We start from the raw sequence: 17,093 nt of genomic DNA on the forward strand, positions 1-17,093 counted from the left end.
AAATCAGGGCAGTTACACGATTAAGTCTGAAATTAGATTGAGAAAATGCAAAGAAATTTAAAATTAATGAAGAATAGATTATGTGCACGCAATTGCGTTGTAAGAAATCTTTCCTTTTATCAAAATAAAAAGTATAATGACTGACTCAAAATACTTGATCATAATCATAACTTGTGTGAAGTCAAAATAGAGTATGTGCATGAAAATTAATTACCAGAGTTTAATTACACTTGATCCTAATCAGGTACTGAATATCGAAACTGGAGATTTTAAAAACCTTTCACTTAAGGAGTTAAGCGAAGAGCAATTTAAGGCATTCATTGAAAAAATATCCTTATGCCAGAACTTGCAATGTCTAAGCTTTGAGAGTTGTGAATTAGGTGAACTTTCTCCTTCTCGAATGCACATCTTATTGAACACAATAGCTCGGTTACCAAAAGTTCACAGTCTTGATTTATCCTGGAATAAACTTAAGCAATTTTCTGAAGAAGGATGGCATCAAGTCTTTAAAGATTCTTATCAGAATAAAACTTTGAGAGTCCTAAACCTAAGCGGCAACGATTTAGGTAGCGTCAACCAGCTATGGTTCGATGCTTTTTGGCAAGGTATGAACCAGCAATTTCAACTGCAAAACCTAGATCTTAGTTGGAACGAATTAAGCCAATTATCATTGGCAGCGACAGAAGCACTTTGGATAAATTTGAAAGCACTATCGAGTTTAACACATATCAACTTAGCAGATAATGATCTTGAACAGTTAGACAGCAATATTTTTGATAGATTTTTTGTCGGTATTCATCAATGCAAAGCATTACAACGATTAAATCTTAAAGGAAATAATTTTGGTAAATTGCCTATGGAATCATTTCAAGCCTCTTTGCAAAATGTAGTTAAGCTCCCATTAATATTGTTCAATATTGCATATTGTGGACTTAATCAATTTGAATGCCACCAAGATCAAGTCGTGTCATTATTTGAAACATTATTTGAATGTGGCTCACTCAAGCATTTACACATAGAGGGGAATAATTTTAGTGCAGAGTCAATCCAAGTCCTCACGGATAAATTAAGTCAATCACAAGCGCCCTTATTAGTAGACATCAAGGGAGATTTATCAGAGAGATTAAAAGAAGTTATTATTCAAAATCGTAAAGCTTTATTAGCATACTATAAAAATATTGGCAAAGATTTCGCTAATATTTTACCCTGCGAAATGGTAGAAGAAATCCTAAAAAAATATACATCTAATGAGATTGAAAAACCTATGCGTGAGAAAGTTTGGCAAGGGTATTTTCAAGAAAAAACTGAAGAAAACCCTGAACCATTATTAAATAAAAGGTATGATTTATGAATGACGGCCCCCTGAAATCACTATTTTTTTCATATGTCTCAGATCAAGATACTCGTGAATTTTGGTTACTGACAAAGCATGCCTTAAAAAAATTGCTATTTCAATATCAGCAAAACCTCGATCAATTTTCTGACTTTGATACTCGAAAGCTTGCAGAAGTGTTTTATCGACTATTATCCAACCCAGGCAAGCTCCAATTAGAAAAAGACCCGTTATTTATTAGAGAACTGAATAGTGAAATTGTGCTTAGGCGTTGCGGAATAAACCTGGAGAGTGAAGAAGGGAAACTCGTGCAACAATGGATAGAACAAGGATTATTTTCTTATGCTGCTTTCGGGAGCAGTGACACGCCTAAGTCCATGCCAGTCATTCCAGAAAAGTTTTTAGATGAACATAATTCCTCATTAGCAATCAGTGAGCTGATAAGGCAACACAATTTATGGCGACTGTTTGTCGGAGTAGGTAAGCAAAAAGAAGAATCTCCATTATCTTATCACCAGCGTCAACCAGGGGCATTGGCAGCGATGACCAAATCGCTTGCATTCGCGCTTTCAACTTTAGATCAGGATTTAGATTTTGATATATTAGTTAATATTCACCAAGCTTGTGTTGAGAGTGTTAATGGGGTGAATGATTTACAAAGTCAATATACTCATAGTCCATATCGAGATAATCCTACCACCATTGGATTTGGGATTTCAATGAATGGAAATGATTGTAACAAATCAATGGATGGATATCGTGAAGCTTGTTTGCACCCTGGTCTAGGGATAGATTATTCTCTTACATCCAATCGAGTGAATACGACCCTATGGGGAGAAGCATTAAAGATACGAGTAAACGAAATTTTAGCTGAATATAATGCCAAAATGTGTCTAGCTGCTACTCGTGAGGAGAAACTAAAAAATATTGTTTCTACCATTAGCTTGATTGAGCGTATTCACCCATTTTGGGATGCTAACTGTCGAGCTATTTGTGTGATAGCACTCTTTCGTGAGCTGGCAAAACAAGGATTCCCACTATGTGTGTTGGAAAATCCTAATCGGTTCGATTGCTTTAGCAGTCATGAGTTGATGCAAGATGTAATTGATGGATTTTATAATTATGAATATTTATCAATGCACCAAGCATTTCCTGATGAACCCGTATATTCTGGTGAAGAAACACAAGCTTGTCAGCTGTTACTACAGGAATTAAATGAAATCGCTATGGTTGAATTTAACTTATCTTCACCAAGAAATCTAAAATTCGCTTAACAAAATGGGTGCGCAGCAAGTTGGATAAACTAGATAATCCAATGAACCTCTAGTTTTACATCTTGCTGCCATAATCAGTGTATTATCGCATTTTTGAATTGGCTTACATTTATACTTACTGCTAAGGCTAAGCACTTTAACCCTTATTTCTCTAATTTTTTGAAAAAATTAGAGAAATACATTGACATTAAAGTACTCTCTTTGAATAGCAAAGTTAAATCAAGATATTTGTAATACTATTGCGAAGCGCTTAATCGTTAAAGCTGCAACGATCTTATTATTTATCTAGTCCATACTTCAGCTTTTTTCTCCTTAGCTGTAGGATATGGTTTATTCTTTGTTTGCTCATACAAAATAATGCTCAGTGGTATGAAATACATACAAGAAATAAAATACACAAAGATTTTGGAATTTTCAAATACAGTAAAGTGACCACATACATATATAATAAAACAATAAAGAACTACATGACAAAGCATCTCGATACCTTTGCCTTTCATACGCCTATTTGATTCAGATGCGGCTTTTCTAAAACTTATCTTATCAATAAGTATTATATTCACCATAATAGTAAGTCTGAACACTATATAGACCCAAACAGCAAAGTATAAAACAGCACCAAAAGCATATAAAGAGCTATTATATCCAATCAGAATTTTCATTAAAACAGGAAGCACCAAAAGATAAAACACAATTCCAAAAGCGTAGAGAAATAGCTCCTTATATATTTTAAAATCACACAGACCATCTATTAATCTAATATTTGCACCTCGAAATTTCTGGTGACTTATCTTTAGAAGCATGGGGTATAAAATTGAATAGCTAATTATTGAAAAAAGAACAGCTGCAATATAAGTATTCCAATTTTCTAACAATCCATTAAGATATGTGTCAGTACTGATATCTAAATCAAATGCCTTCGAAGAAACACTATCACCCTGAATACCAATAAACGTCATAATCAATGAAAAAATCAGAAAATAATGTGGTAACGAAATTGTTAGCTTGTAAGTTTCTTTAAATTGTTCTTTAATATTTTTTATCTTATTTTCAATCATATTACTGCCGTATTTTCTATATTTAATATTCAACTCAACTGATGAACATTTCATCAATATTACACTTAAAAATTTATTGATATATTGATGGATCACATCTGAGATATTTCATCAAGATACAATATGGTTGCAATCTACATTTCCTAAAACGCCTTGTCAACGACACCATACAATATCTTAAATATTTAATGTATACACACTAATAATTAGTCACTGCTATCAAAATCATTATTACGATCTTCTTATCTGGAAGGTGGATTATTGGCTCGTAGCAAAATACTCATAAAAAGTTATTATTGAAAGCATATTTAAACTCAGATTATCAACTCTCTAATCATTTTCAGTTTGCCAGACTATCTAAACGACTACCCCCTATGCCGCTTCACCCATTCTGCAACAAGTGCCTTAGATCTTTTAATCTGATCAGGAGACATTTTCTTTTCAAGAAGATTTAAATCTTGTTTAGCATTTGCATTGTCTTGACTTGCACTTAGGCTTAACCACATATGCGCTGTAGCATAATCTATCCCCATTCCCCCCTTCATATATTTTAGCCCCATCGCATGCTGAGCCTCTGCAAGATCTTGTTCAGCCGCTTTTAAATACCATTTTTCTGATTCTTTCTCATCTCGAACAACACCTTCTCCATTGGCATACATAATACCCAAATTATATTGCGCTTCAGCAATACCTTGTTCAGCTGCTTTTAGATACCACTTCGCTGCCTCTTTGTAATCTTGAGGCACACCATTACCATAATCATACATAATACCTAAACTATATTGTGCCCCACCTTCACCTTGCTCAGCCGCTTTCAAATACCACTTTGCAGCCTCTGTATAATCCTGAACAACCCCCTCACCCTGATCATACATGATACCTAGATTATACTGTGCTTCCACAATACCTTGCTCAGCCGCTTTTAAATACCATTTTGCCGCTTCCTTCTTATCTTGAACAATACCTTCTCCATTGGCATACATAACACCCAAATTATATTGTGCGCCAACATCACCTTGTTCCGCGGATTTTAAAAACCATTTTGCCGCTTCCTTCTTATCTTGAACAACACCTTCTCCATTAGTATACATGACTCCCAAATTATACTGTGCACGAATATCACCTTGTTCTGCGGATTTTAGAAACCATTTTGCGGCTTCCTTCTTATCTTGAGCAATGCCTTCTCCATTGGCATACATAATGCCTAAACTATATTGTGCTCTGATATTTCCTTGCTCTGCAGATTTCAGATACCATTTAGCCGCTTCTTTCCCATCTTTAGAGACACCTTGTCCACTAGCGTACATAATACCCAAATTATATTGTGCTTCAGACACGCCTTGCTCAGCAGATTTTAGATACCAGCTTGCTGCTTCTTTTGAGTCTTGAGTGACGCCTTTGCCTTTATCATACAAAAGCCCTAAATTATATTGCGCTTGTGCAACACCTTGTTCAGCAGCTTTTAAATACCATTTTGCGGCTTCTGTGAAATCTTGAGATACACCTTCTCCGCCAGCATACATAATTGCTAAATTATATTGCGCATCAGCGATGCCTTGTTCAGAGGCCTTTAAATACCATTTTGCGGCTTCTTTTGAATCTTGAGTGACACCCTTACCTTCATCATATAGAATAGCCAGATTATACTGTGCTTGCGCAACACCTTGTTCAGCAGATTTTAGATACCAATTTGCAGCTTCAGTATCATTTTGATCCACACCTTTACCTGTTGCAAACAAAACCCCAAGATTATATTGTGCTTCAGCATTGCCTTTTTCTGCATTTTTAAGAACTGTTTCATATATCTTGGTGTCATCAAGTGATGCTGGGTTTTCTGTAGATTCTATAGATTCCATAGATTCTATAGAATCTGCAGATTCGATAGACCCCATAGATTCCGTAGATTCTATAGAATCTGCAGATTCGGCAGACTCCATAGATTCTGTAAATTCTATAGATTGAGCTAAGATACTAGTTGAAATTCCTAAACTCAAAATCATACTGGCTAAAATTCTCATTTCTATTTGTCCTTAGCGCTTTTCAAAACCTTTGTAAAAAACTATACTCATATTCAGCATAAAAATATAACTTTCACTAGAAATGACCAAAAATATCTGGCTTTAGTTTCAATAACAACGATATTTATCAGTATATTTGGTTATAGCTCAAAACTTAAAACCGCTTATGTACACAAGCATTATGACTATTCAGTTCATCAATCCATAACGCCTTTTCTGCATTATTTTCATGCAAAGACTGCTGTTCTATGCCTTTTTGTGTTTGATATGCATTGCAATATGTTTTCTGAATATTTGTTTCTATTTTTGTCGATTCATATTTTTTGATTCTTCTATCTAATGTTAATACATCTTTTGCAGCAGTCTCCATACCAGATTTTAAATGTGTATTCACAAGTGTTTGCTCGCTATGCACTTGACCACTGGCCAACAGACAAGAATGTGCCATAAATATTTTTGCTAATTGAAGCGTATAATCGCTATTTATTGTTGGTACACCTTTACTTGGAAAACCATGTTTAATCGTTTTTTTTATCTGCTCACCCAAACGATATTTATGGTACAAGTTTGCATTTTCTATTTTTTTTCCTAAACAAACCATTTCCATGACAGTATTATGGTAATTAACATAAACATTATCTCTTTGGATAGACTGCTTATTGTATTCTTCAAATAAAGATATGAGTGCCTTTTCAAATTGTTCCCAATATTGAGTGAAGGTATAATTAATCACAGCTGTATCTCCTTGAAGATAATATATAGTCTTATGTTTTAAAATATTTTTTCTTTTTAAAAATCTATTTTGGATTGAAAATATATAGATTTTTTCTCTTAACTTGACACAAGGCTAGAATTGAAATTAAATTCAGTAACCTCATAAATATAAAATATGTCAAAGCTAAGAAAGTTGACATGATTAATAAGTGTAGTTCAATTACGCCACAACAATTATCAAGAGAACGTAGCATGCATAAAGAATTTTGGCACAATCGATGGCAAAAAAATGAAATTGGTTTTGATCAAGAACAACCTAACACTTTGCTACAAAACTACTTCCATCATTTAAAGCTCAAGCCTAATGCACGTATTTTTGTGCCTTTATGCGGAAAAAGTGTGGATATGGTCTGGCTTGCTGAGCAAGGCTATCAGGTCATTGGCGTAGAACTCAATCTTCAAGCTTGTGAACTTTTTTTCAAGCACTATCAAATCCCTTATCAAGAAACAAAAATCGAAGACTATACTATTTTTACTGCTAAAAATATCCGTCTGTTCGCAGGTGACTACTTTCAAGTCAGCAAAGAAATGATTGGATCTATTGACGCGATTTATGATCGTGCCGCATTGGTTGCCTTACCTGCTGAAATGCGTGATGGTTATGTAGAAAAGACCTTAAGTCTCATGCAAGCGCATACACAAATACTTTTAATTACGGCTGGTTACAATCAAGCGATCATGCAAGGCCCCCCATTCTCTATAGATGACGCAGAAGTACACAGACTCTTTGACGCACATCTAAACATCCAATCTCTGCATAACCAGCCTGCACATATACCTTCTCATCTACAAGCACGTGGATTAACAGAGGCTATAGAGATGGTTTATCAACTGTCAAATGATTAAAATTTACGTGTATACGCTATCTGAATTTATAATAAATATATACCCAGGCTTTCGCCCAACTTGCCTGATGAATGCCGGTATAGATAAGGGAAAATGACTGCGTATCTAATTTACGAGTCACCGTAATAATATGGCTTCCTACTTTTAATTTTTCAAATAATTCATGTAAAGCTTGCCATGTTGCATCCGTCAATGCAGCAGCATTTACATATACGATATCTGCATCAGAAAAATCATAATGCAAAAAGTTATCTTTTATAACGGTTACAGTAGAATTATTTTCCTTTATTTTAGAGAGCATAGGCAATATAACAGTTGATGCAATCTCTTGTAAGCTTGCAATTTTTTCAATACCAACTGCTTTTAAGTCCTTAAACAATAATACGGCCGCTAAAAGTAAACGAGCATCGCCACAACCCAAATCATAGATTTTACAGTTTATATTTTTAGGAATCAGTGCACACAGATATAAAAAATCTTTAACGGATAATTCCCCATAAATTAAATCTGGATTTGTAGGTTCATATTCAATACGGTATTGTTTAGAAATAGAGTAACTTGGAATATTTTTATAGGCTTTTCTAAGTGTTTCTTGAACACAAATAAATTTAAAAAATTTCAAGAACAAAATAATATAATATGCTTTAAATTTTTGTAACACTGAAATTGTCATTCAAGCTCAAACCCTTCAATGAGCGCGAAAACTACAAGCATCGTCTGCATCTAAGCATCTCTCACGTTCGTATTGGAAGGTTGTATGTGAAATATGAAAATCTGACAACAAGATCTCTCGAAGTTCTTCAAAAACGCTCTCATGATCATATTGTGAGTCAATCACAATGTGTGCCGTTAAGCTAATTTTATCACTGGTGATAGCCCAAACATGTAATTCATGAATATCTAAAATGCCTTTTACTTTATATGCTTTCTCTTTCAATTGATTCAAGTCAATACCATCAGGCACCCCTTCTAGTAAAACATTAATACTTTGTTTAAATAGAACCCAAGCACGTGGCAAAATCCATAATCCAATGAAAACTGCAATCACAGAATCAACCCAAGCCCAGCCTGTAGCATAAATAATTAAAGAAGCAATGATGACACTCACAGAGCTTATCATATCGCTCCATACTTCAAGATAAGCGCCCTTAATATTAAGGCTTTTATTTTTATCCGCTGCTAATAATCGCATCGATACAAAATTGACGATTAACCCAATACCTGCAATTACAAACATGCCAACTGAATGGATTTCTGGCGGAGAAAATGCTCTCTGAAATGCCTCGTATATAATATATATTGCGACAAAAAATAAAAGTATCGTATTAAAAGCAGCCGCTAAAATTTCAAAGCGATGATAGCCAAAGGTCCTCATCAGATCAGCTGGACGCTTACTTATTTTAATAGCAAAAAGAGCAATCGCAAGTGCAGTTACATCTGTAACCATATGAGCAGCATCAGAAATTAAAGCAAGACTGCCTGTGACAACACCACCGATAACCTCAACAAGCATGAAACTAAATGTTAAGATCAATGCCCATATCAACGGCTTCTCTTTGGTACTGCTTGAAATAGAGTGGTTATGGTTAGCTCCCATTGTCTTGCCTTCCTGTTTCCATACTGAAAATCTTAATTAAATAAATCATTCACCATATAATTATGGTGTCTGAACTTAAATATTGTACTCCCCTCATATATAATTGTGCAATTTTTCAGACTCATGACTACCGCTATGCTCTCTTAGCAAAAAATAAATATAACCTTAGAGTTATCATGCTGTATCACATTGAGACACATTCTATAGTCTACAAACTTAAAACCTTTACTTCATATTACAAACATGTAAATAATAGATCCTTGCTTAATCTTGCCATTATTTTGTCAAGCTTAAAACTCACTTTAAAAATAGGAATTATTGCATGCGGGTATTATGTATATGCTCAATATCATGGCTGTGTATATTTTCATTATGGGCCCAAGAACCACATTCTCCCCAATCACATACTTATGATGAATCTACTTATCAATCAAATGACATCATTACACTCAACCAAGCCATTCAAAAAACATTTATGTCTTCGCCCCGCTTACAATCTATTCAAGCACAAATAGAGGCAGCGCATGGTAATCAAAAACAAGCGAAATATCGGTTAAACCCTAGTTTTGAATTTGACGCAGAAAATTTTGCCGGCAACAATGAATATCATGGTACAGCCGCTTCCGAATTTACCTACGGTATTTCACAGACCATAGAAATAGGGGGCAAACGCACAGCCCGTCAAAAATCAGCTCAAGCCGCCATGCAAATAGCCAAATCAAAACTTCAAACTGAAAAAATCAATCTTGCACGTGACGTGCAAATCGCATACCTAAATGTTTTAGGTGCAGAGGAAGCATTAAAAATAACAACAGAACAAGAATCATTATCAAGAGAAATCTTAGCCAACGTCACTCAACGTGTTGCTGCTGCACGTGAACCAGAGATTCAATTGCATAAAGCTAAAGTAGCACTCTCAATGAGCATGATAAAACGTGAACAATCCGTTAGACAATTAAAAATAGCAAAAGAACACTTAGCTCGATTCTGGGATGCAACAAATCTTGAAGCATCATTGGATCATGCACATTTCTTCAATCTCAACGCACCTGAGAATTTAGAGCACTATTATCTGTGTCTAAAACAAGCGCCAGAACTCAGAGAATATGCTTTTCTAAAGGAAGAAAAAAAGTCAAATCTTGCACACGAAAAAGCCCAAGCCATACCAGATCCTACCTTTAATGCGGGTATACGCAATTTTCGTGAGAATAGAAATCATGCTTTTGTACTCAGCGTTTCTCTGCCTTTACCAATTTTTGATCGAAACCAAGGCAATATTTATCGCGTTGCAGCCGAAATAAATGAAGTTGATAGCAATCAAAAAAATACTGAACGCACCCTTAAAGAATATGTGAGTGAAAATTGGCATAATTGTCAGAGTGCTTATCAAGAAGCTTTACAACTAAAAACCCACATTTTGCCAACTGCTCAAAAAGCTTTTTCTTTGGCTTATGAAGGATATCAAAAAGGGAAATACTCTTATATTGAAGTATTAGACGCTCAGCGCACTCTTTCTGATGCAAACTCACAATATTATGAAGCATTGAAGCAATATCATAGTAGCCATGCAGAGCTAGAGCGTTTTAACAGAACACTTGAACAAATTGACATTTGAAATGCCTACATAACAACAGAAATGGGAAAAAAATGATCAGAAAAACCAAGTTCACTATAGCTTTCTTATCTATATTCACCAGCAGTCTAATATTGGGACTCAATACAATATTTAGTTCTGTTGCAATAGCCTCTGAACATAATCATGATTCTCAAGAACATGATTCAGAGGAAAATTCTGCAAGCTCACACATAACTGAAGAAGCCGCTCAACAGTCAAACATAAAAACAGAAATAGCAAAGAGTGGTATTATCAATCAATATACACCGCTGACGGGCAGAATAACGTTAAATCGTAATACAACTGCCCAAGTTCGCGCACGATTTCCAGGCATTGTAAAGCAAGTACATGTGAATTGGGGAGATTTTGTTAAGGTAGGACAACCACTTGCAAGTGTTGAAAGTAATGAAAGCTTAAAAAGCTACAATATCATTGCTCCTATCAATGGTATCGTATTAGCACGTAATACCAATTTAGGTGACGTTGCAAACAGCGATGCCTTGTTTACCATTGCGGATCTGTCTGAAGTTTGGGGTGAGTTTCATGTCTTTCCACGTGATTTAAATAAAATACAATCCGGCCAAGAAATAAAACTACAAACTATAGAAAATACAGTTAAATCAAATGCACATATTTCTATGCTACTCCCGACAGCAGATCCACTAAGCCAAACTGTTATCGCTATTGTTCCTCTTTCAAATCAAGATGGAAGATGGCGACCTGGTATGATTATTGAGGGTGAAGCTCTGGTTCACAAAAAAGAAGTGCCACTCGTGGTACGTACCTCAGCAATACAACGCTTTAAAGGTTCTAACGCCGTTTTTGCTAAGGTAGGAAGCACCTATGAAGTACATATGTTAGAGATAGGTGACAGTGATGGGATATGGACAGAAGTAAAAAGTGGTTTAAAACCAGGAACTGAATACGTCACTGAAAATAGCTTCATTATAAAAGCAGACATTGAAAAATCTGGTGCTTCTCACGCTCATTAATGGAATAAATTATGTTAGAAAAAATTATAAATTTTTCTATTCTGCATCGATGGATAGTCTTAATCATTGTTTTAGGATGTATGTTAATCGGTATTTATAATTTTAATAAATTACCTATTGATGCTGTACCTGACATCACCAATGTACAAGTTCAAATAAATACAGAAGCAGATGGTTATTCACCACTTGAAGTAGAACAACGCATTACTATCCCTATTGAAGCGGTCTTAGCAGGCCTACCCAAATTAGATTATACACGCTCTTTATCACGCTATGGCCTCTCACAAGTCACTGTTATTTTCGAAGAAGGCACTGATATTTATTTTGCGCGCCAACTCATTACTGAGCGATTACAACAGCTTAAAAATGATTTCTCAAAAGACATGCAACCTCAAATGGGACCTATTGCCACTGGCTTGGGTGAAATTTTTATGTATGTCATTGAGGCAGATCCCACTGCACTTAAAGAAGATGGAACACATTACAATCCAATGGATCTCCTTACCTTACAAAAATGGATCATTTTGCCACAATTAAAAAATCTAAAAGGCGTAATAGAAATTAATTCTATTGGTGGCTATGAAAAACAATTTCATGTAATGCCTTATCCACAAAAGCTTCTTGCCTATGATTTAACATTGAACGATCTCATTCAAGCATTGGAAAAAAACAATGCCAATATTGGCGCAGGCTATATTGAAAAAAATGGTGAACAATATTTGATCCGTGTTCCAGGACAAATCAAAAATATAGAAGACATACGTCGTGTCATCGTAACCAAAAAAGATGAACTTACCATTCGTGTAGAAGATATTGCAGATGTAGCGCTTGGTTCTCCACTGAGAACAGGCGCAGCAACACAAAATGGTAATGAAGTGGTTCTCAGTACTGTAATGATGCTGATTGGAGAAAATAGTAGAGAAGTCTCACAACGTGTTGCTAAAAAACTTGAAGATGTTAACCGTAGTTTACCCAAAGGTGTAACTGCCAAACCCGTTTATGATCGCACCATTCTTGTTGACAAAACCATCACCACTGTTTCAAAAAATCTTTTAGAAGGTGCGATTTTAGTCATTGTTCTTTTATTTCTGTTATTAGGCAATATACGTGCAGCACTCATCACTGCATCGGTTATCCCCATATCAATGCTTATGACTATCACCGGAATGCATGAAAATAAAGTATCTGGGAATTTAATGAGCTTAGGCGCTCTAGATTTTGGGTTAATCGTTGATGGCGCTGTCATTATCATTGAAAATTGTATCCGACGTTTTGCTATGGCGCAGCACGAATTAGGACGCCTGCTGACACAAGATGAACGCTTTACACTCACAGCAAAAGCAACAACAGAAGTCATTACGCCTAGCTTATTTGGTGTCATCATTATTACCGTTGTGTACTTACCCATATTCTCATTAACAGGCGTTGAAGGCAAAATGTTCCACCCCATGGCCTTTACTGTGGTGGTTGCTTTAATTTCTGCCCTTATACTCTCCATTACTTTTGTACCCGCAGCTGTTGCACTCTTTGTTACAGGAAAAGTGAATGAAAAAGAAAGTATTCTCATTAAAATAACGAAAACAGCCTATACGCCTGTTTTAAAATGGAGTCTTACTCATTCTTGGAAGATAATATGCAGCGCATCAATATTGCTTGTCTTAAGCTTATTTCTAGCAATGCGCATGGGCGTAGAATTTATTCCTAGTTTAGATGAAGGCGATATTGCACTCCATGCGATGCGTATTCCTGGTACCAGCTTAACACAAGCCATTGCCATGCAAGCCATACTAGAAAAAAGAATCAACGAGTTCCCTGAAGTTAAAGAGGTTTTTGGAAAAATCGGTACAGCAGAGGTAGCAACAGATCCAATGCCTCCCAGCGTAGCAGATACCTTTGTCATGTTAAAGCCTCGCAGTGAATGGCCAGATCCTAAAAAATCCAAACAACAACTTGTTGCAGAAATGGAAAAAGCAGTAAAAGAGATCCCTGGTAATAATTATGAATTCACACAACCTATTCAAATGCGTTTCAATGAACTTATCTCTGGAGTACGCAGTGATTTGGCCGTTAAGGTATTTGGAGATAATCTAGATACATTGCTTCAATCAGCGGAAGCGCTTGAGAAAGTTATAAAAAATATCCCTGGCGCAGCAGACACAAAAATTGAACAAGCCACAGGTCTTCCTGTACTATCCATCTTACCTGACAGGGCAGCTTTAGACAGATATGGTCTTAATATGTCAGATATTCAAGAGGTCGTTGAAGTCGCGATAGGTGGAAAAAAAGCAGGCTTACTTTTCGAGGGTGACCGTCGTTTTGATATTGTTGTGCGTATGGCAGACGATTTACGTACAGATATAAAGATCTTTGAATATTTACCTATTCCATTGCCACAAGCTGAAGAAAACCAAAATAATCTAGGAAATCGTCCTGATTATGTACCCCTTAAAGAAGTGGCTATGCTAGAAATCACTTATGGTCCCAATCAAATAAGTAGAGAAAATGGAAAACGTCGCGTAGTAATCACTACAAACGTTCGTGGGCGAGATTTGGGTGGCTTTGTAACAGAAGTGCAAGAAGCTGTTCGAGAAAAAATTACGCTCCCAGTTGGTTATTGGCTGGATTTTGGTGGTACTTTTGAGCAATTAATATCTGCGCGCGCTCGATTAACCATTGTAGTTCCCGTTGCCATGCTGCTCATCTTTGGCCTCTTATTTATGGCTTTTGGCTCAGGCCGAGCAGCATTACTTGTATTTTCAGGTGTTCCACTTGCTCTTACAGGTGGCATTATTGCTCTATGGCTAAGAGATATACCGCTCTCCATTTCAGCAGGTGTGGGATTTATTGCACTCTCTGGTGTCGCTGTTTTGAACGGTGTGGTTATGGTTGCCTTTATTCGGAATTTGATAGAGGAAGGAAAAGCTTTAGAGGATGCAATTTTTGAGGGCTCACTTACACGCTTTCGCCCTGTTCTCATGACAGCATTGGTAGCAAGCTTAGGATTTGTTCCCATGGCTTTTAACATTGGTGCAGGTTCAGAAGTGCAACGCCCCTTGGCAACAGTCGTTATTGGTGGAATCATTTCCTCCACGCTCTTAACGCTCGTGGTATTACCTGCACTTTATCGTTTAAGTCATGCAAGGAAAAAAGAAAAGTACAAGCAAACATCATCTATTTAAATAGAGGGCTTTGTCGTCAATATGTTAAAAGTTACAGTTAAAATCTTTTACAACTTGCCGAAAATCTAAGAAGCAAATTTCACAAAGCTTATAACAATGAATTTTTACAGCTACATAGTCTATTTTTTAGCTTGTTCGCAACATCATCAATATGCACTCATGATGTATAAATAACAGATCTTATTTTTTAACGAAAATATAAACCTCGAAAAGACCATTACAGGAAAAAAATTATGAGCAAACCCTATATTCGCTTAGATAAAAATAAAGCGGCTGTCTTATTAGTTGATCATCAATCAGGTTTACTATCACTTGTACGTGATGTCCAACCAGATACTTTTAAAAACAATGTCTTAGCATTAGCTGATCTTGCACAGTATTTCGAATTACCAACAATTTTAACAACCAGTTTTGAAAGTGGCCCGAATGGCCCATTAGTACCAGAGCTTAAAAGCATGTTTCCAAATGCGCCTTATATAGCGCGTCCTGGCCAAATTAATGCCTGGGACAATGAAGACTTTGTAAAAGCTATCAAAGCCACGGGGAAAAAACAATTGATTATTGCCGGTGTTGTTACTGAAGTATGCGTTGCTTTTCCAGCTCTTTCTGCTTTGGAAGAAGGCTTTGAGGTATTTGTGGTTACTGATGCCTCTGGCACTTTCAATGAAATGACACGACATTCTGCCTGGGATCGTATGTCAAATGCGGGTGCACAATTAATGACCTGGTTCGGTGTTGCTTGCGAGTTACATCGCGATTGGCGTAATGATGTAGAAGGCCTAGGCGCTCTATTTTCCAACCATATACCCGACTATCGTAATTTGATTTCTAGCTATACTACTTTGAAAGACAATAAATAAAAAATTAGACTCCAAGCTAAATTGCTTGGAGCTTAGATTTATCATTTTTTTCTCATCGCTTGCCAACGAAAAAAACGTGGTAATAAGCCTGGAAATACGCGATTCAAGATGACACCTAATTTACCACTCACTGTAATAATGCGTTCGCGCTGGCGTAGCCGTATGGCTTTTATGATAATTTTTGCCGCTTTATCTGCATCAAGGCGCAACCATTCTGGCAATGGATCTCGAGTACCTTCCTGATATATTCCCAGATTATTTACATTACGGATCTCGGTTTTAACAAAGCCTGGACTAATAAGCGTTACACTGATGCCATAAGGCGCTAACTCTGCGTATAAGGTTTCTGCCAAAGCAGTGATAGCATGTTTGCTCATCGCATAAGCTGCATATTTAGGTATAGAGATATGACCAGAAGCACTCCCAATAATAACCAACCTGCCCTGCGTCTTTTTTAAGTCATCCAAAGTAGCATACAGTGTCCGCAATACACCATATACATTCGTTTCAAATTGGCGCTGAAAATCAGTAAGCGTTAAATTTTCAACGTTTGCAACAACCCCAAAGCCTGCATTAGCAATCACGACATCAATAGATCCCAATTGCTGTTGTACTGTTGCAACAGCCTTTTCAATTTCTGTTTCCTTACTAACATCACAGACAAGCGCTAAGGCTTGGCTATCTGACATTTTGCACAAGGAAGCAATTACCTCAAGTTTGTTAAAGCGCCTCGCCAATAAAGCTAATTTAGCTTTCTCTTGCGCAAACCCCTTAGCCAATGCTGCACCAATACCAGAAGAAGCACCAGTAATTAGTATTACTTTATCCTTGAAACTGTTTTTGAAATTTTGAGCATTATTGTCTTTAAGCTTTGTCACTTTAATTCAACCTATTCGCAAATTTTAAGTTATTTAAAAAACATTAAATAATCATATTTCTTTGGCTGTCCTAAATAAAATACTAAATTTTAGGCTCAGTCTGGACACGGCAACTGCTTGGCACGTATATTATCAATTTAAATATCTAGCTGACATGGCACAAAATGTTCCGTGATATAGCCATATGATATTTTATGAGTGGCATATTATTTAAGGTTGTAACATGGGCCATATTTTTTCAAGTTTGAATATTTCCAATTGTGCAAATAAAGATACAGAAGACTTCGATATCGAAGCGCCTCCTCCAGCAGATAACACAGCATCCCTTTCCTCTCCAAATAGTTCACACACGTGTGTAATCGATGGTGGCGATGAAAGCAGTAGATCCAAGGAAAGTGATGACTGCATAATCATTCACGAGGATAAGCAATCTATTTTACCCTTCCCTCCCCAATTAGTAGCACAGAGACAGCTTCCACTAGATGAAATTTTTCTTGAAGTAACAGAAAGACTAAACTTCCAATACAAAGCTGCACGTAAAAGAGCATCTCATGCAAATTGTCAGACCAATGCATCTTCAACAGATGGCACTGCCACGAATACTCCAGCTCAAGACGAGATCAGACTTCGCAAAAAATTCTAGTTATACATGAAAAATTTTGGTGAAAT

The 17,093-nt window shown here is 36.3% G+C and carries 14 protein-coding genes; 8 read left to right on the forward strand and 6 right to left on the reverse strand.

Annotated elements, in window-relative coordinates:
• The first annotated feature begins 199 nt into the window (after positions 1–199).
• Complete coding sequence (locus CC99x_RS10225) at positions 200–1,351, forward strand: leucine-rich repeat domain-containing protein (RefSeq protein WP_057624052.1); 1,152 nt, start codon at positions 200–202, stop codon at positions 1,349–1,351.
• The gene (locus CC99x_RS10230) at positions 1,348–2,607 is read left to right on the forward strand and encodes a hypothetical protein (protein ID WP_057624053.1); all 1,260 of its coding nucleotides are present in this window, start codon (positions 1,348–1,350) and stop codon (positions 2,605–2,607) included. The genes CC99x_RS10225 and CC99x_RS10230 overlap by 4 nt, the downstream gene beginning before the upstream one ends.
• 281 nt (positions 2,608–2,888) lie before the next feature.
• On the opposite strand, the gene CC99x_RS10235 is transcribed toward CC99x_RS10230, so the two are convergent.
• From CC99x_RS10235 to CC99x_RS10245, 3 genes are all read right to left on the reverse strand, one after another.
• Positions 2,889–3,665, reverse strand: a complete 777-nt coding sequence (locus tag CC99x_RS10235; protein ID WP_141651881.1) for a hypothetical protein — start codon at positions 3,663–3,665, stop codon at positions 2,889–2,891.
• 365 nt (positions 3,666–4,030) lie between these two features.
• A complete protein-coding gene (locus tag CC99x_RS10240) occupies positions 4,031–5,683 on the reverse strand; it encodes a tetratricopeptide repeat protein (protein ID WP_057624055.1) in 1,653 nt (550 codons plus the stop codon).
• A gap of 154 nt (positions 5,684–5,837) precedes the next feature.
• Entirely contained in the window at positions 5,838–6,416 is a 579-nt protein-coding gene (locus CC99x_RS10245; RefSeq protein WP_057624056.1) for a hypothetical protein, read from the reverse strand.
• Between the two features lie 179 nt (positions 6,417–6,595).
• Between CC99x_RS10245 and tmpT the strand changes: the two genes are divergently transcribed.
• The gene (gene tmpT, locus CC99x_RS10250) at positions 6,596–7,303 is read left to right on the forward strand and encodes a thiopurine S-methyltransferase (protein ID WP_083477308.1); all 708 of its coding nucleotides are present in this window, start codon (positions 6,596–6,598) and stop codon (positions 7,301–7,303) included.
• A gap of 16 nt (positions 7,304–7,319) precedes the next feature.
• Here tmpT and CC99x_RS10255 read toward each other — a convergent pair whose 3' ends face one another.
• Positions 7,320–7,976: a class I SAM-dependent methyltransferase gene (locus tag CC99x_RS10255; RefSeq protein ID WP_057624057.1), complete on the reverse strand. Its 657-nt coding sequence runs from the start codon at positions 7,974–7,976 to the stop codon at positions 7,320–7,322.
• Positions 7,977–7,991: 15 nt separating this feature from the next.
• The gene (locus tag CC99x_RS10260; protein ID WP_057624058.1) at positions 7,992–8,900 is read right to left on the reverse strand and encodes a cation diffusion facilitator family transporter; all 909 of its coding nucleotides are present in this window, start codon (positions 8,898–8,900) and stop codon (positions 7,992–7,994) included.
• 322 nt (positions 8,901–9,222) lie between these two features.
• Here CC99x_RS10260 and CC99x_RS10265 point away from each other — a divergent pair, with 322 nt between their 5' ends.
• From CC99x_RS10265 to ycaC, 4 genes are all read left to right on the forward strand, one after another.
• On the forward strand, positions 9,223–10,515 hold the full coding sequence (locus CC99x_RS10265) for a TolC family protein (RefSeq protein ID WP_057624059.1): 1,293 nt from the start codon (positions 9,223–9,225) through the stop codon (positions 10,513–10,515).
• A gap of 32 nt (positions 10,516–10,547) precedes the next feature.
• Entirely contained in the window at positions 10,548–11,507 is a 960-nt protein-coding gene (locus CC99x_RS10270) for an efflux RND transporter periplasmic adaptor subunit (RefSeq protein ID WP_057624060.1), read from the forward strand.
• Between the two features lie 11 nt (positions 11,508–11,518).
• Positions 11,519–14,686 (forward strand): efflux RND transporter permease subunit, encoded by a 3,168-nt coding sequence (locus CC99x_RS10275; protein ID WP_057624061.1) that lies wholly within the window; start codon positions 11,519–11,521, stop codon positions 14,684–14,686.
• 233 nt (positions 14,687–14,919) lie between these two features.
• On the forward strand, positions 14,920–15,546 hold the full coding sequence (gene ycaC, locus CC99x_RS10280) for an isochorismate family cysteine hydrolase YcaC (protein ID WP_057624062.1): 627 nt from the start codon (positions 14,920–14,922) through the stop codon (positions 15,544–15,546).
• 41 nt (positions 15,547–15,587) lie between these two features.
• On the opposite strand, the gene CC99x_RS10285 is transcribed toward ycaC, so the two are convergent.
• Positions 15,588–16,424, reverse strand: a complete 837-nt coding sequence (locus CC99x_RS10285) for an SDR family NAD(P)-dependent oxidoreductase (protein ID WP_057624063.1) — start codon at positions 16,422–16,424, stop codon at positions 15,588–15,590.
• A gap of 223 nt (positions 16,425–16,647) precedes the next feature.
• Between CC99x_RS10285 and CC99x_RS10290 the strand changes: the two genes are divergently transcribed.
• The gene (locus CC99x_RS10290) at positions 16,648–17,067 is read left to right on the forward strand and encodes a hypothetical protein (protein WP_057624064.1); all 420 of its coding nucleotides are present in this window, start codon (positions 16,648–16,650) and stop codon (positions 17,065–17,067) included.
• Positions 17,068–17,093 lie beyond the last annotated feature (26 nt).

The organism is Candidatus Berkiella cookevillensis, assembly GCF_001431315.2.
Classification (GTDB): Bacteria; Pseudomonadota; Gammaproteobacteria; order Berkiellales; family Berkiellaceae; genus Berkiella_A; species Berkiella_A cookevillensis.

Coding starts and splice junctions, on each gene's coding strand:
- ycaC (WP_057624062.1), top strand. CDS start 14,920: ATGAGCAAACCCTATATTCGCTTAGATAAAAATAAAGCGGCTGTCTTA.
- CC99x_RS10255 (WP_057624057.1), bottom strand. CDS start 7,976: ATGACAATTTCAGTGTTACAAAAATTTAAAGCATATTATATTATTTTG.
- CC99x_RS10275 (WP_057624061.1), top strand. CDS start 11,519: ATGTTAGAAAAAATTATAAATTTTTCTATTCTGCATCGATGGATAGTC.
- CC99x_RS10270 (WP_057624060.1), top strand. CDS start 10,548: ATGATCAGAAAAACCAAGTTCACTATAGCTTTCTTATCTATATTCACC.
- CC99x_RS10230 (WP_057624053.1), top strand. CDS start 1,348: ATGAATGACGGCCCCCTGAAATCACTATTTTTTTCATATGTCTCAGAT.
- CC99x_RS10240 (WP_057624055.1), bottom strand. CDS start 5,683: ATGAGAATTTTAGCCAGTATGATTTTGAGTTTAGGAATTTCAACTAGT.
- CC99x_RS10290 (WP_057624064.1), top strand. CDS start 16,648: ATGGGCCATATTTTTTCAAGTTTGAATATTTCCAATTGTGCAAATAAA.
- CC99x_RS10265 (WP_057624059.1), top strand. CDS start 9,223: ATGCGGGTATTATGTATATGCTCAATATCATGGCTGTGTATATTTTCA.
- CC99x_RS10225 (WP_057624052.1), top strand. CDS start 200: ATGAAAATTAATTACCAGAGTTTAATTACACTTGATCCTAATCAGGTA.
- CC99x_RS10260 (WP_057624058.1), bottom strand. CDS start 8,900: ATGGGAGCTAACCATAACCACTCTATTTCAAGCAGTACCAAAGAGAAG.
- tmpT (WP_083477308.1), top strand. CDS start 6,596: ATGATTAATAAGTGTAGTTCAATTACGCCACAACAATTATCAAGAGAA.
- CC99x_RS10235 (WP_141651881.1), bottom strand. CDS start 3,665: ATGATTGAAAATAAGATAAAAAATATTAAAGAACAATTTAAAGAAACT.